This window comes from Burkholderia sp. 22PA0106 (assembly GCF_047497155.1).
Lineage (GTDB): Bacteria > Pseudomonadota > Gammaproteobacteria > Burkholderiales > Burkholderiaceae > Burkholderia.
This window is the reverse complement of record NZ_CP163162.1, coordinates 104,989-125,115: the sequence shown is the minus strand read 5'-3', so window position 1 is coordinate 125,115 and position 20,127 is coordinate 104,989. Positions and strand designations below refer to the sequence as shown.

At 66.4% G+C, this 20,127-nt stretch carries 22 protein-coding genes; 12 read left to right on the top strand and 10 right to left on the bottom strand.

What is annotated here, in order from left to right; all coding sequences use genetic code 11:
- Positions 1 to 38 precede the first annotated feature (38 nt).
- Entirely contained in the window at positions 39 to 1,463 is a 1,425-nt protein-coding gene (locus AB4850_RS00590; protein WP_414440690.1) for an APC family permease, read from the bottom strand.
- Between the two features lie 402 nt (positions 1,464 to 1,865).
- Between AB4850_RS00590 and AB4850_RS00585 the strand changes: the two genes are divergently transcribed.
- The 6 genes from AB4850_RS00585 (at position 1,866) to AB4850_RS00560 (ending at position 7,763) form a co-directional block, all read left to right on the top strand.
- A complete protein-coding gene (locus AB4850_RS00585; protein ID WP_414442051.1) occupies positions 1,866 to 2,441 on the top strand; it encodes a hypothetical protein in 576 nt (191 codons plus the stop codon).
- Positions 2,442 to 2,642: 201 nt separating this feature from the next.
- A complete protein-coding gene (locus AB4850_RS00580; RefSeq protein WP_414440689.1) occupies positions 2,643 to 3,260 on the top strand; it encodes a LysE family translocator in 618 nt (205 codons plus the stop codon).
- Positions 3,261 to 3,399: 139 nt separating this feature from the next.
- Complete coding sequence (locus AB4850_RS00575) at positions 3,400 to 4,293, top strand: LysR family transcriptional regulator (protein WP_414440688.1); 894 nt, start codon at positions 3,400 to 3,402, stop codon at positions 4,291 to 4,293.
- 180 nt (positions 4,294 to 4,473) lie between these two features.
- Complete coding sequence (locus AB4850_RS00570) at positions 4,474 to 5,661, top strand: CaiB/BaiF CoA transferase family protein (protein ID WP_414440687.1); 1,188 nt, start codon at positions 4,474 to 4,476, stop codon at positions 5,659 to 5,661.
- Positions 5,658 to 6,416, top strand: a complete 759-nt coding sequence (locus tag AB4850_RS00565) for an enoyl-CoA hydratase (protein ID WP_414440686.1) — start codon at positions 5,658 to 5,660, stop codon at positions 6,414 to 6,416. Before AB4850_RS00570 ends, AB4850_RS00565 begins: the two co-directional genes overlap by 4 nt.
- A 36-nt stretch (positions 6,417 to 6,452) precedes the next feature.
- The gene (locus AB4850_RS00560) at positions 6,453 to 7,763 is read left to right on the top strand and encodes an MFS transporter (RefSeq protein WP_414440685.1); all 1,311 of its coding nucleotides are present in this window, start codon (positions 6,453 to 6,455) and stop codon (positions 7,761 to 7,763) included.
- Positions 7,764 to 7,769: 6 nt separating this feature from the next.
- On the opposite strand, the gene AB4850_RS00555 is transcribed toward AB4850_RS00560, so the two are convergent.
- Positions 7,770 to 8,498, bottom strand: a complete 729-nt coding sequence (locus AB4850_RS00555; protein WP_414440684.1) for an SDR family NAD(P)-dependent oxidoreductase — start codon at positions 8,496 to 8,498, stop codon at positions 7,770 to 7,772.
- 103 nt (positions 8,499 to 8,601) lie between these two features.
- Between AB4850_RS00555 and AB4850_RS00550 the strand changes: the two genes are divergently transcribed.
- Together AB4850_RS00550 and AB4850_RS00545 are read left to right on the top strand one after the other, a co-directional pair.
- Positions 8,602 to 8,976 carry a winged helix-turn-helix transcriptional regulator gene (locus AB4850_RS00550; protein ID WP_414440683.1) on the top strand — a complete coding sequence of 125 codons (375 nt, stop codon included), beginning with the start codon at positions 8,602 to 8,604 and terminating at the stop codon, positions 8,974 to 8,976.
- A 241-nt stretch (positions 8,977 to 9,217) separates the two neighbouring features.
- Entirely contained in the window at positions 9,218 to 9,466 is a 249-nt protein-coding gene (locus AB4850_RS00545; protein ID WP_414440682.1) for a hypothetical protein, read from the top strand.
- A gap of 111 nt (positions 9,467 to 9,577) precedes the next feature.
- Here the strand turns inward: AB4850_RS00545 and pcaC are convergent, their stop codons facing one another.
- The 6 genes from pcaC to AB4850_RS00515 all read right to left on the bottom strand — a co-directional run bounded on the left by pcaC (position 9,578) and on the right by AB4850_RS00515 (position 15,049).
- A complete protein-coding gene (gene pcaC, locus AB4850_RS00540; RefSeq protein ID WP_414440681.1) occupies positions 9,578 to 9,985 on the bottom strand; it encodes a 4-carboxymuconolactone decarboxylase in 408 nt (135 codons plus the stop codon).
- 11 nt (positions 9,986 to 9,996) lie between these two features.
- Complete coding sequence (gene pcaD, locus AB4850_RS00535) at positions 9,997 to 10,782, bottom strand: 3-oxoadipate enol-lactonase (RefSeq protein ID WP_414440680.1); 786 nt, start codon at positions 10,780 to 10,782, stop codon at positions 9,997 to 9,999.
- Positions 10,783 to 10,794: 12 nt separating this feature from the next.
- Positions 10,795 to 12,153 (bottom strand): 3-carboxy-cis,cis-muconate cycloisomerase, encoded by a 1,359-nt coding sequence (locus AB4850_RS00530; protein WP_414440679.1) that lies wholly within the window; start codon positions 12,151 to 12,153, stop codon positions 10,795 to 10,797.
- Positions 12,154 to 12,297: 144 nt separating this feature from the next.
- Positions 12,298 to 12,954 carry a 3-oxoacid CoA-transferase subunit B gene (locus tag AB4850_RS00525; protein WP_414440678.1) on the bottom strand — a complete coding sequence of 219 codons (657 nt, stop codon included), beginning with the start codon at positions 12,952 to 12,954 and terminating at the stop codon, positions 12,298 to 12,300.
- A gap of 17 nt (positions 12,955 to 12,971) precedes the next feature.
- Complete coding sequence (locus AB4850_RS00520) at positions 12,972 to 13,673, bottom strand: 3-oxoacid CoA-transferase subunit A (protein ID WP_414440677.1); 702 nt, start codon at positions 13,671 to 13,673, stop codon at positions 12,972 to 12,974.
- A gap of 146 nt (positions 13,674 to 13,819) precedes the next feature.
- On the bottom strand, positions 13,820 to 15,049 hold the full coding sequence (locus tag AB4850_RS00515) for a 4-hydroxybenzoate 3-monooxygenase (RefSeq protein WP_414440676.1): 1,230 nt from the start codon (positions 15,047 to 15,049) through the stop codon (positions 13,820 to 13,822).
- A gap of 116 nt (positions 15,050 to 15,165) precedes the next feature.
- Between AB4850_RS00515 and AB4850_RS00510 the strand changes: the two genes are divergently transcribed.
- The 3 genes from AB4850_RS00510 to AB4850_RS00500 all read left to right on the top strand — a co-directional run bounded on the left by AB4850_RS00510 (position 15,166) and on the right by AB4850_RS00500 (position 17,682).
- Positions 15,166 to 16,089, top strand: a complete 924-nt coding sequence (locus AB4850_RS00510; RefSeq protein WP_414440675.1) for a LysR family transcriptional regulator — start codon at positions 15,166 to 15,168, stop codon at positions 16,087 to 16,089.
- 118 nt (positions 16,090 to 16,207) lie between these two features.
- The gene (folE, locus tag AB4850_RS00505; protein WP_414440674.1) at positions 16,208 to 16,870 is read left to right on the top strand and encodes a GTP cyclohydrolase I FolE; all 663 of its coding nucleotides are present in this window, start codon (positions 16,208 to 16,210) and stop codon (positions 16,868 to 16,870) included.
- A complete protein-coding gene (locus AB4850_RS00500) occupies positions 16,870 to 17,682 on the top strand; it encodes an SDR family oxidoreductase (protein ID WP_414440673.1) in 813 nt (270 codons plus the stop codon). The genes folE and AB4850_RS00500 overlap by 1 nt, the downstream gene beginning before the upstream one ends.
- Before the next feature lie 103 nt (positions 17,683 to 17,785).
- Here AB4850_RS00500 and epsC read toward each other — a convergent pair whose 3' ends face one another.
- Together epsC and AB4850_RS00490 are read right to left on the bottom strand one after the other, a co-directional pair.
- On the bottom strand, positions 17,786 to 18,718 hold the full coding sequence (epsC, locus tag AB4850_RS00495) for a serine O-acetyltransferase EpsC (RefSeq protein WP_414440672.1): 933 nt from the start codon (positions 18,716 to 18,718) through the stop codon (positions 17,786 to 17,788).
- A gap of 160 nt (positions 18,719 to 18,878) precedes the next feature.
- Entirely contained in the window at positions 18,879 to 19,115 is a 237-nt protein-coding gene (locus tag AB4850_RS00490) for a hypothetical protein (protein ID WP_414440671.1), read from the bottom strand.
- Between the two features lie 437 nt (positions 19,116 to 19,552).
- Here AB4850_RS00490 and AB4850_RS00485 point away from each other — a divergent pair, with 437 nt between their 5' ends.
- Positions 19,553 to 20,017, top strand: a complete 465-nt coding sequence (locus AB4850_RS00485; protein ID WP_414440670.1) for a universal stress protein — start codon at positions 19,553 to 19,555, stop codon at positions 20,015 to 20,017.
- Positions 20,018 to 20,127 lie beyond the last annotated feature (110 nt).

Below are 20,127 nucleotides of genomic sequence, written 5' to 3'. Positions count from 1 at the left end.
GGTGCCGGGGCTAAATTGACCGAATGTGTTGGAGACGATCAGATTTTCAGTTCCACGCTACGCCCGAAGACGTATCGGACCACGAAGTAATAAGCGAGGCCCAGGGCCAGCCAGATCAGTCCCATCTTCAGCGTAGCCGCCCGCATGGCGACCATCAAAGCGATAATCACGACGAAGCCGATGGTCGGGAGGATCACGTGATTCCACACGTCTTTCGATTTCTTCTTGATTCGGAAGTAGCCGATCACCGACAGGTTGACCAAGATGAACGCGGAAAATGCACCGAAGTTCTGGAACAGCGCCAGATCGTCAAGCCGATCCTGGAACGCCAGCGCGATCACGAGCGACACCACCGCCACGAACAAGTTCGCGACATAAGGTTGACGCGACTTGCGCGAAAGACGCGAAAACACCTTGGGCAACTGGCGGTCGCGGCCCATCGCGAAGATAATCCGCGCAATGGCCATCTGGCAGACGATCGTGCACGGCACCCCAAAGGCGACCGCGGTGCTAATTGAGGTCATCGCGAACAACCAGTGCCCGCTGGCATACGCCGAAATATCGTAGAACGCGCTGTCCGGAGACAACACCTTGGCGCCCGGTGCCAAATCAGCGGCAATCCAGCTCTGCAAGACGAACAGCACCGCGATGATAATCAGCGTCGCCATGCCAGCGAAGCTCGACATGTGGCGCTGCTCGCTCTTCACTTCCTCGCCGAGCGTGGTGATGGCATCGAAGCCGAGGAAGTTCGTCGAGCCGATCAGAATCCCCGTGCCAAGCCCTGCCCATGTGAATGCATGGATATTGAACAGCGAGCCGAGCGTCAGCCCGCCGTGGCCTTTCCCGCTGTACAGGGCGATCAGCCCCGCACCGACGAATGCTGCGAGCACGACCAGCATGACGACCAGGAACGCTTGGTTGACCTTCGCCGTAACCGACACGCCGACCAAGTTCAACACGGTCCCGAGCCCGACGAAACCGAGAATCCATATCGAGCGGGGAATCTCGGGGACCAGGCTATTCATCGCCACTGCGCTGACGACTGCCAGCAGACCCGGCGCAATGATGTAGTCGAGAAACACCAACCACCCGGCGAGAAACCCGGCCAAATCACCGATGCCGTTTTGCGCGTAGGTGTATGCAGAGCCAGCGACCGGAAACTCTTTGCTCAACACCTGATAGCTGCGCGCCGTGAACATCATCGCTACCACGCTGACGAGATACACAAGCGGCACCATCCCACCGCTGACATTCGCGATGATGCCGTACAAGGCGAATGGCGCAATGGGCAGCATGTACACCATGCCGTAGATAATCAAATCGAGAACGCTTAATTCGCGACGCAGCTTCAAAGCCGAGCCATGACCATTAACTACAGAATCCGAATTCCCTGTATTGGGCAATTCAGCAACCACACCAACGGCATTTGCACCGAAGGTATCGCGAGACAGATTATTTGCCATTTCCGACATCCTTTGACTTCGAGAGACGAGGACACAACTCATCATCTTTCAGGGGCACGCCAACATTCGAGGCGATCATCCTGATCGAGACTTATACGTATAAGTCGCATCGTCATGCGCTCAATTTCTTGTGTCAACACTTTTGAGCTGCGGCGTATACCCCTATCTCGAAAGCTCGCACACGGAAACGGACTCACACCTCATCTGGACTCGCGCACAAAGCTACTACCCCCACCAAGTGTCGCAAAATAAGCGTCGAACTGCGTCACGAGAAATCTCACTGGCGCAAATTTTGCGACATAGTGAGTCGACTCATAAATCTGACAATTAAACTGACCTGAGACGAATCGTGTAGCCAAACGGCAAGTGAGTTTTCTTATCCGATCGACCAATGAGAACTCGATGAAGAATCGCTACACCGACGTACAGATCATTCGCGTCCTGCGGGAATCCGAGCGTCACGAGGAACCGGTGAACGATCTGTGCAAGCGGCACAACATCACGGAGCAGACGCTCATCGCTGGCGAAACAAATTCGGCGGCATGGACGTGCCCGAAGCTCGTCGACTCGAAGAGCTCGAATGAAGGCCTTGGAGCTGAACGTTCCGAGGCGCCGCCCGCGCCGGCGTCGCTGCGGCAGCGATATTCGCTTACCCCCTGGCGACTCGACCAACACTGCGGTCGAATAGCGGGCAACATCGATTGCAACCAGGTTCAGGGGCTGCGTACCTTCCGGCAAGTCGGCCATTTCGGTTTCCGCCGGCGGATGGTGAACGGACGGTCCCAAAGATGCCTGTTACCCCTCACGGCTGACATTCTGCATGTACTACGGCGCGGAATTTACCGCTGCTCGCGTCATGCAGTGGCTGCGCGACGCAAGCGTCGGCCCCGCGTTCATCGCACCTGGCAGCCCTTGGCAGAACGGATTTGTCGAACCTGGCGGGATTCCGATTACATCGACAACCGACTCACTGCTTGAGTGGCTACAAAATTCCGCCGCAGGTCAAAAATTAAGAACAACTTTTCTGACAGCCGACAGAAACTGCGAATCCATCCCTTGTCCCCCACCCACCTCGTACCGGCTCCTTCCCGCCAAACTGTACCGGTACCGTACAGACAACTGTCGCTACACTGCCTCCTCACCGACTCGATTCCCGCAACAGTCTCAAGAGGCACCACCATGAATTTCCTGACCCTGAGCGCCCTTCCCGCCGGCATGCTGTTCGCCCTCGTCACGTCGATCACGCCCGGCCCGAACAACACGATGCTGCTCGCATCGGGCGTCAATTTCGGCTTCCGCCGCACGCTGCCGCACATGGTCGGTATCAGCACCGGCGTCGCGCTCATGATGGTGGCGGTGGGCTTCGGCCTCGGCGAGGCGTTCGCGCGGTTGCCGGTGCTCTACACGGTGCTGGAGGTCGCGAGCATCGCCTACCTGCTGTATCTGGCCTGGCGCATCGGCACGTCGGGCGAAGTGAACGCCAACAACGGCAAGTCGCGCCCGATGACGTTCGTCGAGGCCGCGTTGTTCCAACTCGTCAACCCGAAGGCCTGGATGATGGTGCTGACGGCCGCCACCACCGTCCAGCTCTCGCAAGGCTACGGCGCGAGCGCGATCGGCATGGCGGTGGTGTTCATCCTCGTGGGCTTTCCGTGCATCAGCGTCTGGGCCGCGTTTGGCCAGGGCATGCGCGGCTTCCTGTCGAACCCGCGCCGCCTGCGGATGTTCAACGTGACGATGGCCATGCTGCTGGTGGCCTCGCTCTACCCGCTCGTCGCGAAGCTCGTCGCGGCCTGAACGGGGCACGCCCCGGGCACGCGCCGCCCGATCATTAGGCATCCTGTCCGTTCCGGGCCGCCGCGAGCAGGCGCCCCCGCGCGCCGGGTTAGTATGGCCGTCCTCCCCCTGCGAGGCCGCGGCCCCGGCCCTCCCGCCGATGAAAGTCGATACCACCACCGTCCGCCTGATCGTCGCGATGGTCGAAGAAGGCAGCATTTCGCGCGCCGCCAACCGGCTCGGGCTGGCGGTGGCGGCGGCCTCGCGGCGCGTGACGGATCTCGAAACGCAGCTCGACGCGCGCCTGTTCCGGCGCGTCGCGCACGGCGTGGAGCTGACCGAAACCGGCCACAAGCTGGTGGGCTACCTGCAGCAGATCGACAACCTCGTCGAGCGCCTGGCCGGCGACGCGCGCACGCTGGTCGGCGGCCTCAGCGGCCGCATCATCATCGGTGCGCCGAAGGCGGTGGTAATCGAATTCCTGGCGGCCGATATCGCCGCGATCCAGCGCGCCTACCCGGGCATCTCGTTGAAGATCGTCGAGGAGAACAGCAAGATCGTTCAGCAAATGCTGCGCGACCGCGTGATCGACATCGGCATCTACGAAAGGAAGAGCGGCTTTCTCGATCTGCCGCCGATCCGCTATCGCGAGGATCGCCTCGTGCTCGTTTACCACCGCTCGCATTTCGCGTTCGCCACCACGCCGGTGCCGCTCGACGCGCTGTTCGACGTGCCGATCGTCAGCCTGGGCAAGGGCTCGGCAGTGCTCACGGCGGTGCAGCGCGCGTTCCGCAGCAGCGGCCGGCGCTTCGACAACGATTACTCGGTCACGGGCTTCGATTCGATGCTGGCCGTGGTGCGCCACGGCCTCGGCGTGGGCCTGATGCCGCCTTCCGTACTGCGAAGTTTCCATCCCGAGCCCGAGATCGTCACGGCCGAACTCGAAGGCGACTGGCCGCAGCGCAGCTACGTGCTGTCGTTCGTCGAAGGCCACGCGCAGGCGCAAACGCTCGCCAACATCGTGCAGGCGCTGGTGGGCAACGCGGCGGCGTAAACCCGCAGCGCCGCGCGCGCCACCCTCTTGCCGCCCTCGCGCAGCCTTCGCGATCCGCGAAACCAGCCATGACCGTTACAGGCTTGCCGCTGCCATCCCCGTGCGCGACAGTCTCCGGACAGCACGACCGCCGGCAATCCCCCCGCCGCGCGGCCCCGAGACACCCGCACGGAGACACTCATGACGCAATCCCCCGCCCTTCCCCTCGACGGCATTCGCGTGCTCGACGTCAGCCAGGTCATGGCCGGGCCGTTCGCCTGCATGATGCTGGCCGACCTCGGCGCCGACGTGATCAAGGTGGAGCCGCTCGAAGGCGACCAGACGCGCGGCGCGATGGGCTTCAAGATGAAAGGCCCGGACAGCATGGGATTCCTGAACATGAACCGGAACAAGCGCTCGGTGGCGCTCGACCTGAAGACGGACGAAGGCCGCGAATTCTTCTACGAACTGGCCAAAAGCGCCGACGTGATCGTCGAGAACTACCGGCCGGGCGTGGTGCAGCGGCTGCGCATCGATTACGACACCATCCGCGCGATCAATCCGAAGATCGTCTACGCGAGCATTTCCGGGTTCGGGCAGAGCGGCCCGTGGTCGGCGCGGCCGGGCTTCGACCTGATGGCGCAGGCGATGTCGGGCGTGATGAGCGTGACGGGCTACAAGGGCGGCAAGCCGGTCAAGGCCGGCGTGCCGGTAGCCGATATCGGCTGCGCGCTGTTCGCGGTGTATGGCGTGCTGTCGGCCTACATCGGCGCGCAGAAGTCGGGCGAGGGCCAGCATATCGACGCGTCGCTGTTCGACGCGGCGATGGCGTTCTCGATCTGGGATATGTCGGACTACTGGGGAACCGGCGTCGAGCCGCAACCGCTCGGCACCAGCAACAAGATGAGCGCGCCGTATCAGGCGGTCAAGGCGCGCGACGGCTACTTCGTGATGGGCGCGACGAACCAGAAGCTGTGGGCGCGCTTATGCGAACTGCTCGACCGCCCCGACCTGTTCGAGCATCCGCAGTTCGAAACGGTGTCGCTGCGCCTGAAGCACCGCGAGGCGCTGATCGAATCGCTGGAAACCTCGTTCGGCATGCGCGATTGCGAGGACTGGATCGCCACCATGCTCGACGCGGGCATCCCGGCCGGCCCGATCCTGTCGTACCCCGAAGCATTCGGCAGCGAGCACGCGCAACACCGCGGCATGTGCATGGAAATCGATCACCCGAACGAGGGCAAGGTCAAGAACATCGGCTTCCCCGTCAAGCTGCTCGGCACGCCGCAACGCGTGCGGCGCCACCCGCCGCTGCTCGGTGAGCATAACGAAGAATTGCGCGCCGAACTGGCGGCCTTGCGCCAGGCGCGCGCCGGAGCCGAACAATGAGCGAACTCGTCCGGCTCGAACGGCCCGAACCGGCGCTGGCCACGATCGTGATCGATCGGCCGCAGCGCCACAACGCGATGTCGATGCCGATGTACGCCACGCTGCTCGACCTGATCGGGCAGGTGCGCGAGGACCGCAGCGTGCGCTGCGTGCTGTTGCGCGGCGCGGGCGGCAAATCGTTCGTATCGGGCACCGACATCGATTACTTCCGCGATTTCCACGACGGCCGGCAGGGCGTGGCCTACGAGGCACAGGTCGAGCGCGTGATCGACGCGATCGAGCGCATCGAGGCGCCCACGGTGGCGGTCGTCGACGGCTGGGCCGTGGGCGGCGGTCTCGCGATCGCCACGGCCTGCGACTTCCGCGTCTGCACCGACACCTCTCGCTTCGGTGCGCCGATCGCGAAGACGCTGTCGAACACGCTAGCCGCGCGCAACCTGGCCCGCCTCGCGGCCGCGTTCGGCGTGCCGCGCGTCAAGAAGATGCTGCTGCTGGCGGATTTCATCGACGCGGCCGAAGCGAAGCATTGCGGCTACGCCTACGAGGTCGTGACGAAGGACCACATCGATGCGTCCGCAACGGCCCTGGCGCAACGGCTCGCCGCGCTGTCGCCGGTCACGCAGCATGCCGTGAAGGAAAGCCTGCGGCGGCTGGTGGTCGAGCATCGCTTCGACGACGACGATCTGGTCGAGCACGTATACGGCAGCCAGCGCTTTCGCGACGCGGTGGCGGCGTTCGGCTCGCCCGCGAAATAGCCACACGACGAAAAAAAGCAACGATCAGGAGACGACATGAAGCGCGTAACACTCAAGGCCAGCACCACCGTCCTGGTGATGCTCTGCCTGATGTACTTCATCACCTACGTGGACCGCGTGAACATCAGCACGGCGGCCGGCCAGTTCAAGACGCAACTGGGGCTGTCGAACACCGAGCTCGGCATCGTGTTCTCGGCGTTCGCGTATCCGTACGTGATCTTCCAGTTCATCGGCGGCTGGGTCAGCGACCGCTTCGGCGCGCGCCGCACGCTGCTGGCTTGCGCGGCGATCTGGACCGTCGCCACCGCGCTGACCGGCATGGCCGGCGGCTTCGTCTCGCTGATCGCGGCGCGCCTGCTGCTCGGCCTCGGCGAGGGCGCCACGTTCCCCGCCTCGACCAGCGCGATGGCCTCGTGGATCGCCCGCGACAAGCGTGGCATGGCGCAGGGCATCACGCATTCGTCGGCGCGGCTGGGCAACGCCATCGCCCCGATGCTGGTGCTCGCGCTGATGACCGCCTTCGACTGGCGCTTTTCGTTCTACTTGTTGGGCGGCTTGAGTGCGGTATGGCTGGTGGTCTGGCATCTGACCTACACCGAGAAGCCGGCCGATCACCCTCGCATCACGCGCGCCGAACTCGACACCCTGCCGCCGCCGAAAACGCATCCGGTCGATCCGCCCGGCACCTGGTGGCGCCTCTACAAGCGCATGGCGCCGATCTCGGCCGTCTACTTCTGCTACAACTGGATCCTCTGGCTGATGCTCGACTGGATGCCGCTGTACTTCATGCACACGTTCCACCTGAACATCAAGAAGGCGGTGATCTTCACGTCGGGCGTGTTCATCGCGGGCGTGATCGGCGACCTGGCGGGCGGCATGGTCAGCGACCGGCTGCTGCGCCGCACCGGCAACCTGAAACGCGCCCGCAGTTACCTGGTGGCCACCTGCATGGCGCTGACCGGCCTCTCGCTGGTGCCGGTGGTGCTGCTGCACGACCCGGTGTACTCGCTGATCTTCCTCGGCGCGGCGATGTTCTTCAACGAGATGAACATCGGCCCGATGTGGGCGATCCCGATGGACGTGGCCTACGACCGCGCGGGCACGGCCAGCGGCATCATGAGCGGCAACGGCTTCATCGCGGCGATCGTCAGCCCGGTGATCGCGGGGCTGATCGCCGACCGCCTGCACAACTGGGATCTGACGTTCATCCTGTCGATCGGCGTGATGGCCTGCGGGATCCTGCTCAGTTTCGCGATGAAGCCGAACCGGCCGTTCAGCAACGATGCTGCGCGGGCGCAGGACGACGCGTTGCTGCTGTACGCGAAGGATCACCCCGCCCGCCACTGAACGCGCCTAAGCGATCATCCCGCCGTCCACCACCAGTTCGGCGCCCGAAACAAACGAGCTGTCGTCGCCGGCGAGGAACAGCGCCGCGGCGGCGGCCTCGTCGGGCCGGCCGATGCGGCCCAGCGGGATCATGCCGGCCAGCATGCGCGTCACCTCTTCACCGGCGCTGGCCATCATCGGCGTGTCGATCGGGCCCGGGCTCAACGTGTTCACGCGAATGCCGCGCCCGGCCAACTCCTTGGCCCAGGTGCGCGCATACGACCTGACCGCCGCCTTCGAGGCCGAATAGGTGCCGAAGCCCGCATTGCCGACCGAGCCCGCGATCGAGCCGACCAGCACGATGCTGCCGCCTTCGCGCATCAGCGGCACGGCGCGCTGCACCGTGAAGAACAGCCCGCGCACGTTCAGATCGAACACCTGATCGAAATGCGCCTCGGTGGTGGCCTCCAGCGTGGTCTGCCCGGCCACGCCCGACGAGGTCACCAGAATGTCGAGGCCGCCCGCCTTGGCCTCGATCACCCCGAACAGCCGGGCCAGATCCTCGGCGCGCGTGACGTCGGCCTGCACCGCTTCCACGCGCCCGCCGATTTGTTCGCATGCCTCATCGAGTTGCGCCTGCCGGCGGCCCGCGATGAACACCTGCGCGCCGGCCTCGGCCAGCTTCCGCGCGATCGCCAGGCCGATGCCGCTGTTGCCGCCCGTCACCAGCGCGGTCTTGCCTTCGAGTTTCAACACTTGCCACCTCGTCGAATGGGTTGAGTGTCCGACAAGATATACGGTGTATATTTGCTGTCAATTACGCACCACCCATAGCGCAGATATACGAAGGGATACCGGCATGGATGCAAAAACGAGGGATCCGCTCGCCGAAATCAACGCGACGCGGATCGTGCTCGAACAGATCGCCAACAAATGGTCGGTGCTGATTCTGGCGGTGCTTTGCACCGAACCGTCGCGCTTCAACGCGATCAAGCGGCGGCTCGATCCGATCACGCACAAGGCCCTCACCGAGGCGTTGCGGCGGCTCGAACGCAACGGCCTCGTCAACCGGCGCGTGATCGCGTCGTCGCCGGTGGCCGTGGAATATTCGATCACGCCGCTCGGCCTGACCTTGCGGGAACCGTTCGTGGCGCTGATCTCGTGGGCTGGCCGGCACGGCGGCCGGATCGAGGATGCGCAGCTCGACTACGACCGCAAAGCGCAGGAAACCTGAACGTTCAGGCCCGCCGCGTCGCCCTTCTCGCCGACCTTCGTCACGCTGTGCTGCAGCCGCCCGACCTCCGACCTGACGCTCGAACTGTAAAGCGCGCACCTCGCACGACGGCGCGGGGCGGCCCGACCCGGCCCCGCATTTCGCATCGATGCGCGCTTGCGGGCCGCTTCGGCGCGGCGTAGCCTGAGCGCTCCGGACGCTGGCGCGTCGAGGGCGCACCCGCCCGGGCGGGAGGGATCCGATGAACACCATCATGAAGGCCGGCGACCGCATCGAAGGCCTGCACTGGCTCGCCGAATATCATCCGAACACGCATCACATCCGCGTGATGCGCGAGCACAGCGAGGTGGGCACCTACATCGCGCCGCGCACGCTGTTCGGCGACGAGCACACGCTGCGCACGGCCACCTGCGCCGACCGGCGCGGCATCGAGGCGGCGCTGCGCGCGTATTTGCGGCAGTTCGCGAAGACGCACGACGCGGCGGAGTGACGGCAGGGCATCGCCGTAAACGACACGACGGCCGCAAGGGCCGTCGTCGAATCAAAGCAGCGAAGGCGGCGCATCGTGCACCGCCTTCCTTTTCATGCACGCCGCAACGCCTTACTCCGCAGCAGCAGCCGCAGCCGCTGCCGCATCCTCGTCCTTGAATATCTTGTCGGCCAGGTGGAACGCCGAATTCGCCGCCGGCACGCCGCAATAGATCGCCGTCTGCATCAGCACTTCCTTGATCTCGTCGCGCGTCACGCCGTTGTTCTTGGCCGCGCGCAAGTGCAGCGCAAGTTCCTCGCTGCGGTTCAGCGCCACCATCATCGAGATCGTCAGCAGGCTGCGCGTATGGCGCGGCAGGCCCTCGCGGGTCCAGATCTCGCCCCACGCATAGCGCGTGATCAGATCCTGGAACTCGGTGGTCAGTTCGCTGCGGTTCGCGAGCGAGCGATCCACGTGGGCCTCGCCGAGCACGGCGCGGCGCACGCTCAGGCCGCCTTCGTAACGTTGCTTGTCGTCCATCTGCGGCTCCGTCAGGCGGTCAGGAATTCGATCAGCGCGCGATTGAAGCCTTCGGCGCATTCGATGTTGGAGATGTGCGCGGCGTCGAATTCGACATGCTTCGCGCCCGGAATCGCGGCGGCCAGCGCGCGGCCCAGATCGGGCGGCGTGGACGTGTCGTGCGCGCCCGTCACCACCAGCACCGGCAGCGCGATGCCCTTCACTTCCTCGCGCAGGTCGGCGGCGTTCAGCGCATCGCAGTTCGCGGCGTAGCCATGGGCGTCGTGATGCACGAACGTGTCGCGCACGGCGTCGATCAGGCGCGGCTCGGCAGCGAAGAATTCCTTCTTGAACCAGCGTTGCAGCACGACGTCGACCAGCGCGGCCATGCCTTCGTCGCGCGCCTTCGCGGCACGCGGCCCCCACACTTCGGACGAGCCGATCTTGGCGCCCGTGTTGGCCAGCACGGCGCGCACGATGCGTTGCGGGAAGCGTGCGGCCAGGGCCGCGCCGGTCAGGCCGCCCATCGAGATGCCGCAGAAGTTCGCACGCGCGATGTTCAGGTGATCGAGCAGGCCGATCACGTCGCCGGCCAGTTGCTCGACGGTGTACGAGCCGGCCGGCGTGTCGGAATGGCCGTGGCCGCGCGTGTCGTAGCGCAGCAGGTTGAAGTGCGCGCCGAGCGCATCGCGCTGCGCGGCCCACATCGACAGATCGGCGCCGAGCGAATTCGAAAACACCAGCCAGGGCGCATCGGCGCTGGCGGCACGGTCGATCCGGTAATGCAGCTTCACACCATTGACGGTCGCAAAAGGCATCGAGAGTTCTCCTTAATGGCCGCTCGCGTAGCGCGCGAGCACGGCATCGACGAAGGCCGCAGCCTCGCCGACGTATTGAGCAGGGTCCAGCAGACGCGCGAGCGCCTCGGGCGCGAGATGGGCGGTGACGGCCGGGTCGGCGGCCAGCACCTCGTGCAGCGTGCGGTTCGAGCGCACCGCCTCCTTCGAGGCGGCCTCGACCAGGTGATGCGCGTCGAGGCGGCCGATCTTGTCGCCGAGCGCCAGCATCACGGCCTCGCCGAGCACCAGGCCGCGCGTGGCGCCGAGGTTCGCGGCCAGCCGCGCGGTGTCCACGTTCAGCCCTTCGGCGATCGGCGCGAGCGTGGCCAGCGCGCCGCCGGCCATGCGCGCGAGTTCGGGCAGCGCGTCCCATTCGGCTTGCCAGCCGCCGAGCGCGCGCTCGTGCTCCTGCACCATCCCGGCGAACACCGTGGCCAGCAGGCCCGGCGCGCGCACGGCGGCGGTCAGCACCGCAGCGCAGCCGACCGGGTTGCGCTTGTGCGGCATGGTGGACGACCCGCCCTTGCCGGCCGCAGCCGGTTCGGCCAGCTCGCCTACTTCGGTCTGCATCTGCAGCGAGATATCGCGCGCGATCTTGCCGAGCGTGCCGATCAGCATCGCGAAGAACGCCGCCGTTTCGGCGACGCGATCGCGCTGGGTGTGCCACGGCACGTCGGGCAGCGTCAGTTGCAGCTCGGCGGCCAGCGACGCGGCCACGCGCGGCGCGGCCTCGCGCAGGCTCGCCAGCGTGCCGGCCGCGCCGCCGAATTGCAGCACCGGCACGTCGCGGCGCAGCGCGTCGAGCCGCTGGCGATGGCGGCCGAGCGCGTCGAGCCATTGCGCGAATTTCAGGCCGAGCGTGATCGGCAGCGCCTGTTGCAGCCAGGTGCGGCCGATCATCGGCGTGGCGCGATGCGCGCGCGCCAGTTCGGCCAGCGCGGCGCACACGCGATCGAGCAGCGGCGCGATCGCGTCGAAGCTGTCGCGCAGTTGCAGCATGAGGCCGGAATCGATGATGTCCTGGCTCGTCGCGCCCCAATGGACGAACTTGGCCGCGTCGGCGTCGTCGTCCTTCACGCGGGCGGTCAGTTGCTTGACGAGCGGAATCGCGAGGTTGCCGCCGAGCGCGGCGTCGCGCGCCAGCGCGTCGGCGTCGAGCCGTTCGGCGCGGCAGGCGGCCACGATCGGCGCGACGGCCGAGGCGGGAATCACGCCATTGGCGGCCAGCGCGCGCGTGAGCGCGGCCTCGACGTCGAGCATCCGTTGCAGCGTCGCGGTGGGCGACCAGATCCGGATGAGCGAGGCGTCGCCGCCGATGAGGGCGGTCAATCGGGCACTGTCTTCGAACATGGAATGATCAGCAGATCGGGAGGAGCCGGGAGCGCGTATTGTCCACCGAAGCGCGGCGGTGTGCGCGCCCGCCGGCGCGGGCGCCGCGCGTCGAGCGGCGGATGCCTCGCGCGGCGGCCATCGCGGCAGGAAGGTAGCGCGCGCTTACGCGGCCGCGCGTTCGGTCGCGTCGATCAGCGGGACGCCGGTGAGCGTCTGCAGTTCGTCGAACGACAGGTCGGTGAAGATCTCGCGCACGGCCAGGCCGTCGCGCGTCACGTCGAGCACCGCCAGATCGGTGTAGATGCGCGTCACGCAGCCGATCCCGGTGACGGGGTACGAGCACTCGGCGGCGATCTTGCTTTCGCCCTGCTTGGTCAGGTGATCCATCATCACGAACACCTGCTTCGCGCCGATCGCCAGATCCATCGCGCCGCCCACGGCCGGAATCGCGTCGGGCGCGCCGGTGTGCCAGTTCGCCAGGTCGCCCTTGGCGGACACCTGGAACGCGCCGAGCACGCAGTAGTCGAGATGGCCGCCGCGCATCATCGCGAACGAATCGGCGTGATGGAAATACGCGCCGCCCGTCAGCAGCGTGACGTGCTGCTTGCCGGCATTGATCAGTTCGTCGTCCTCATGGCCGGCCTCGGGCGCGGGGCCCATGCCGAGCACGCCGTTCTCGCTGTGCAGGAACACTTCCTTGTTGGCGTCGAGGTGGTTCGCCACCAGCGTCGGCACGCCGATGCCGAGGTTCACGTACGCGCCGTCGGGAATATCCTGCGCGACGCGCTGGGCCATTTCATCGCGGGTCAGTCGTTTCATCTTGATGTTCTCCGGGGTCAGGCGGCTTGCGCGGCGAGTTCGGCCGCATGCACGGCTTGCGGCACTTCGACGACGCGCTGCACGAAAATGCCCGGCGTCACGATATGTTCGGGATCGAGGCCGCCCAGCTCGACGACCTGCGACACCTGGACGATGCTGGTCTTGGCCGCGCTGGCCATCACCGGCCCGAAGTTGCGGGCCGTCTTGCGATAGACCAGGTTGCCCCAACGGTCGCCCTTGAACGCCTTGATCAGCGCGAAATCGGCGTGGATCGGCGTTTCGAACACATAGTGCTTGCCGTCGATCTCGCGCGTTTCCTTGCCTTCGGCCAGCTTGGTGCCGTAGCCGGTGCGCGTGAAGAAGCCGCCGATGCCGGCGCCCGCCGCGCGAATGCGCTCGGCCAGGTTGCCCTGCGGCACCAGTTCCAGCTCGATCTCGCCGGCGCGGTAAAGCGCGTCGAACACCTGCGAATCGGCCTGGCGCGGGAACGAGCAGATGATCTTGCGCACGCGCTTGGCCTTCAGCAGCGCGGCCAGGCCGGTTTCGCCGTTGCCGGCGTTGTTGTTGACGATTGTGAGATCACGCGCGCCGTGTTCGATCAGCGCGTCGATCAGCTCGGACGGCATGCCGGCCGTGCCGAAGCCGCCGATCATGACCGTCGCGCCGTCGTGGATGTCGGCAACCGCCGACTGGAGGGATTCGAAAATCTTGTTGACCATGGCTCATCCTGGGGGAATCCGCGTCGCAGCATGCGACGGTCGGACAGCGCGCCGGATTGTGCTCGGGCCGCGCCGCACCGGATCGTCTCCCGATCCGGTTTTGTTCGTTATTCGAACTCAGATTCGATTAGCGAACGATGCGGCGATCATAGAATCTCGCTCAATGCGTTGTCAAGGCGGGGTGGTACCAAGACGCGGGCATCGTCGAACGGCAAACCCACGTAGTTTTCGGCCAGCGCCTGCGCGGCGGCGGGCGAGCGCGTCACGTATTTGAGTTCGGCCAGCTTGAGGCGGTTGACGAACGGCGTGTCCTCGGCCGACGGATGCAGCATGTTCGTCATGAAGTACGAGAAATGCTCGGCGCGCCAGACGCGCTCCAGGCAGGTGGCCGAATACGCGTCGATCGGCACGTCGTCGCCGGCGTAGTGGGCCGCCAGCGCCCGCGACAGCGCGCGCACGTCGGCCACGGCCAGGTTCATGCCCTTCGCGCCGGTCGGCGGCACGATGTGCGCGGCGTCGCCGGCCAGGAACAGGCGGCCGTGGCGCATCGTCTCGCACACGAAGCTGCGCATCGGCGTGACGCTCTTCTGCGTGATCGTGCCCTCGGTGGGCGTCCAGCCGCTGCGGTTCGCGAAACGCGTATGCAGTTCGTCCCAGATCCGCGCGTCGGACCAGTCGGCCAGATCCTCGTCGGGGCGGCATTGCAGATACAGGCGCGTCACGCTCGGCGAGCGCATCGAGAACAGCGCGAAGCCGTTGTCGTGGTGCGCGTACACCAGCTCGTCGAGCGACGGCGCGGCGTCGGCCAGGATGCCGAGCCACGCGTACGGATACACGCGCTCGAAGCAGCGTTGCAGCGTTTCCGGGATGGTTTGCCGCGCGAGGCCGTGGAAGCCGTCGCACCCGGCGATGAAATCGCAATCGATGCGCTCGGCGCGGCCGTCCTGGCGCGTGAACGTCACGGCCGGGCGCTCGCCCGTCACGTCGTGCAGCGCCACGTCGCTGACCTCGAAATGCATCGCGTGGCCGTGTTCGACGCCGGCCGCGATCAGGTCGCGCACCACCTCGTGCTGGCTGTAGACGGTAATCGCGCGGCCGCCCGTCAGCGCCGACAGGTCGATACGGTGCCGCTCGCCCGAGAACAGCAGCTCGATGCCGTGGTGGACCAGCCCCTGGCGGCGCATCCGCTCGCCGAGGCCCGCCTCGTTCAGCGTATCGACGGTGCCCTGCTCCAGCACGCCGGCGCGAATCCGGTTCTCGCAGTATTCGCGTGAGCGCGCTTCGATCAGCACCGCGTCGATGCCTTGCAGGCGAAGCAGATGGGACAGCAGCAGCCCGGCGGGACCGGCGCCGACGATCGCGACTTGGGTACGCATTGTTCGTCTCCTGAACATTGATTCGATTAGTGAATCGGATGTTCGGGCTTCACCGACTATGCGGCAATCCCATTTTGGAGATATGTTTCATATCGATTTCCGATAGTGCGCCCCCCGTGTCCGAACTCGATCTGAACCTGATTCCCTACCTCGTCGCGCTCGACGACGCGCGCAACGTGAGCCGTGCGGGCGACCTGCTCGGCGTGAGCCAGCCGCGCGTGAGCGCCGCGCTCGGCCGGCTGCGCGAGCACTTCGGCGATCCGCTGTTCGTGCGCACCTCGCGCGGCATGGAGCCCACGCCGCGCGCGCTGGCGCTGGTGCCGGCCGCGCGCGACGCGCTCGCGCAAATCCGCCGCGGCCTCGACACGCCGCACGATTTCGATGCGGCCACCACTACCGGCACGTTCTCGATCGCGCTGTCCGACGTCGGCGAGATCGTGTTCCTGCCGCGCTTGCTGCAGGAGTTGGCGCGCCGCGCGCCGCATGCCAACTTGCGTTCGGTGTCGCTGCCGCACGCGGAGGTGGAGCGCGGGCTGGAGGCCGGCGCGGTCGATCTGGCGGTGGGCTATTTCCCCGATCTCGACGGCAGCAACTTCTTCCAGCAGCGTCTGTTCACGCATCGGTTCATCTGCCTGATGCGCCGCGAGCATCCGCTGGCCGGCGTGCCGCTGACGGTCGAGCAGTACCTCGCGTGCGGCCACGCCGTGGTGCGCGCCGAGGGGCGCAGCCAGGAAGTGCTGGAGCAGTATCTCGCGAAGGCGCGGCTGCAACGGCGCGCGGTGCTCGAAACCCCGCACTTCATGAGCCTGCCGTTCATCCTCGGCCGCACCGACCTGATCGCCACCGTGCCGCACGCAATCGGCTATGCCTATGCGGCCGAGCACGCGTCGATCACGCTGGTGGAGCCGCCGCTGCCGCTGCCGCGTTTCGATCTGCGTCAGCACTGGCATCGCAAATATCACAATGACGCGCGCGCCGCCTGGCTGCGCGGCGTGGTGGCCGGGCTGTTCAACGACGCGCTCGACGAATGGCCGAAATGAGCGGCCCGGCGTCCGATTTCGCCTGCTCGCGGCCGATGCGCCGGCCGGCGAACGCATCGAATCCATGAAACAATGCCCGGTCAGCCGCGCCAAGCGGCGCCAACCGGAGCCTTTCAGCATGTCCAAACGCAAGACCGCCAGCAAGGCGGCAGCCGAGCCGGTGGCCGTCGCGGCCGCCGAACCCGTCACGCGCCCGAGCCGCGCCGAAGCCGAAGATGCCGTGCGCGTCCTGCTGCGCTGGGCCGGCGACGATCCCGCACGCGAAGGCCTGCTCGATACGCCGGCGCGCGTGGCGCGCGCCTACGAGGAATTCTTCGCGGGCTACCAGCTCGAACCGCGCGACATCCTCGCGCGCACCTTCAGCGAAGTCGAAGGCTACGACGAGATGATCGTGCTGAAGGACATCCGCTTCGAAAGCTACTGCGAGCACCACATGGTGCCGATCATCGGCCGCGCGCACGTGGCCTATCTGCCGAACTCCCGCGTGGTCGGCATCTCGAAGCTGGCGCGCCTGGTCGACGCGTTCGCCAAGCGCCTGCAGATCCAGGAAAAGATGACGGTGCAGATCGCCGACACGCTGTTCGAGGTGCTGCAGCCCAAGGGCGTCGGCGTGATCCTCGAAGCGGCGCACCAGTGCATTTCCACGCGCGGCATCCACAAGCCCGGTGTGGAGATGGTCACGTCGCGGATGCTCGGCACGTTCCGCACCGATCCGGCGACGCGTCGCGAATTCCTCTCGATCGTGTCGAATTCGTCGGCGATCAACCTCGCCAATACGTGATGGCCGCGCCAGCGCCCACGCCGGATGGGCCGGACACCCCGGTCGTGCTCGTGACGGGCGCGGCGCGCCGCGCCGGCCGCGCGTTCGCCCGGCACTTCGGCGCGCACGGCTATCGCGTCGCGATCCACTACGACCGCTCGACCGACGCGGCCGCCGACGCCGCCGATGAAATCGGCGCGGCCGGCGGCGAGGCGGTGGCCTTGCAGGCCGATCTCGCCGACGCGAACGCCTGCGCCGCGCTGATCGATGCCGTCTACACGCGCTTCGGGCGGCTCGACGTGCTCGTCAACAACGCCTCGGTGTTCTGGCAGGATCACTTCCCCGGCTTCGACCTGGCCGCGCTCGACAGCGCGTGGACGATCAACTGCCGCGCGCCGATCCTGCTCGCGCGCACGTTCTACGCGCGCGCCAAGGCGCTCGGCCAGCAGGGCGTGGTGATCAACGTGATCGACCAGAAGATCAAGGAAAACTTCCACCGCGACCACTTCAGCTACACGGTCGCGAAGGCCGCGCTCGGCAACCTCACGCAGATGCTGGCGATGTCGGCCGCGCCGGTGCTGCGCGTGAACGCCGTGTTCCCGGGCCTGATGCTGCCGAGCGACGATCAGACCGCGGCCGATTTCGCGCACGCGAGCCGCGCCTCCACGCCGCTCGCGCGCATCGCCGGCCCCGACGACGTGGCGAACGCCATCCTGCTGCTCACGGGCAGCGCCTACAACGGCGTGGATTTCGTGGTGGATGCGGGGCAGAACCTGATCCGCGTGGATCAGGACGTGCTGTACAAGCATCGCTCGCCGGTGCGCGAGCACTGAGCCCTTCGCCGCATCGATCGATGCGGAATCCCAACGATTCGATGCCGGGCACCGGCCACGGCGCGGCTCCCGAAAACGCTCACCTTCGGGCGCCGCGCCGCGTTCAGTCCTGCCCGTTGTTCTCGGTCCGGCCGCCTTCGCGCACCTTGCCCTGCGCGACGCTGCTGCCCGGCGGCACGCTGTGCGTGAGCCACACGTTGCCGCCGATCACCGAGCCGCGCCCGATCGTGACGCGCCCGAGGATGGTTGCGCCGGCATAGATCACCACGTCGTCCTCGACGATCGGATGGCGCGCGTTGCCCTTCACGAGCGTGCCGTCGCCATCCGACGGGAAGCTCTTCGCGCCGAGCGTGACGGCCTGATAAACGCGCACGCGTTCGCCGATGATCGCCGTCTCGCCGATCACCACGCCCGTGCCGTGGTCGATGAAGAAGCTCGGCCCGATGGTCGCGCCGGGGTGGATGTCGATGCCGGTGGCCGAGTGCGCGATCTCGTTGACGAAGCGCGCCAGCAACGGCACGCCGAGCCGGTGCAGCGCATGCGCGAGGCGGTGATGCATCATCGCCAGCACGCCCGGGTAGCACAGCAGGATTTCGGTGATGTGCTGCGCGGCCGGGTCGCCCGCGTAGGCGGCATGGATGTCGCTGACCAGCAGCGCGCGAATCTCCGGCAACTGGCGGCCGAGCGTGTGAGCGATCGCGAACGAACGTTCGTCGAGTTGCGCGGCGGGCGCATCGGCGTATTCGGGCAGAAACGGCAGCACGCGGCGGATCTGCTCGTGCAGCACGCGCAGCGTCTTCTCGAGCGTGTGGCCGACGTAGAAATCGACGCTCTCGTCGGTCAGGTCCGGCGCGCCGTAATGCGTCGGAAACAGCGAGGCGCGCAGGCCGGTGACGATCTGGCAGATCGCGTCGCGCGAAGGCAGCTCGCGAATGCCGCGCGGGTGCCGCGTGCGGTGCAGCGTTTCGCGCGATTCGCGCAGTTCGGCGACGATCTGTTCGAGATCCCAGGTACGGACAGCAGACGAATTCGACATGGCACATGACACAGACAGCCGTGCCCGGCGCGCGAGGGGCCGGAGACAGCCGCGCTGGTGAAATAAGAGGGATGGCAGGATCGACAAGATTACCGCGTTTCGCCTGCGCCCGCGAAACCCGGCCCAGGCAGGCGAGCCGATGCGTATCCGCCTCGCCCGGCTAGACGGTCTTGTTGCTCGCGTCGATCCAGCGCACGGCCCAGTCGCGCGCATGCGCGATGGCGTCGCTTTCGTCGCCGAAATGGAGATCCGAAGGGAAAAAACGATTCGCGACCAATTCACCATCGCTCGATCGGGAGATCACCACATAGGGCTGGAACAAGCCGTCGCTGATTCGCGCCGGCGCGCAGTTCAACAGGTAACCGCGATGCGTGAATGCCGTTGTCGTCGAGTGCATGAGCTGCCCCACCTTAGGTCCCTTGCGTTCTTCTTCACTACACGTCGTTAGGGTGCCGCGGCGCCCGTTGCGGGCAGGATTCGCGCGGCCGGCGCGATCTCGCCGCGCCATCTCGAAAAAGCATCATACTCGGTCGCTCCGGCGTCATCCAACCGAAATAAAAGCGTTCGGATCGCCCGGCGGCGCACATGCCGCTACAGCCAAGCATTGCGACGCCGCAGCGCGGGTTTATCCCGATCGGGCAGCGCGATGTTGCGCCGTCGGCACGCAACACGGCCCAACCGCGCCGTCGCGCCGGCATCTCCACATCGTGAAAATGTCGCGGTCGCGGGCCGATGCAAGCGCCGGTGCGCTCGGTTATCCTCCAGACGGTCAGCCGCTTGCACGACACGTCCGGCGCAGGCCGGACGATTCCCTTACCGCACCCCGGAGCCATCATGTATCAGCGCATCTTCGTCGCCGTCGACGGCAGTGAAACCTCGCGTCACGCATTCGATTCCGCGCTTGCGCTCGCGCGCTCCGAACGCGCCACGCTGCGCGCGTTCTACGCGATCGAAAACGCCGCGCTCTATTACAACGTGCCGGGCTACGACCCGTCGGTGCTGCGCCAGCAACTGATCGCGCAGGGCGGCGACCTGACCCGGGAATTCGCGCGCCTGATCGCCGCGGCCGGCGTGCAGGGCGACGTGATCACCGGCGAGGCCACCACGCTGGCCGACGTCGCGTCGCTGATCCTCGACGCCACCAAGGAATACGGCGCCGACCTGCTGGTGCTCGGCACGCACGGCCGCCGCGGCTTCAAGCGGCTGGTGCTCGGCAGCATCGCCGAGCAATGCATCCGGCAGGCCACGTTGCCGGTTTTGCTGATCCCGACGGCCGCCGCGCATCAGGACGACGCATAAGACAATTCGGAAAACTGATTGCTTTGCCGTGGCGCAACGGGAATGCACGCTGCGTCGCGGCGTTTTGCCGCTCAGTTCGGGGAAACCCCGGTGGGAAAATGTTTCGGTTG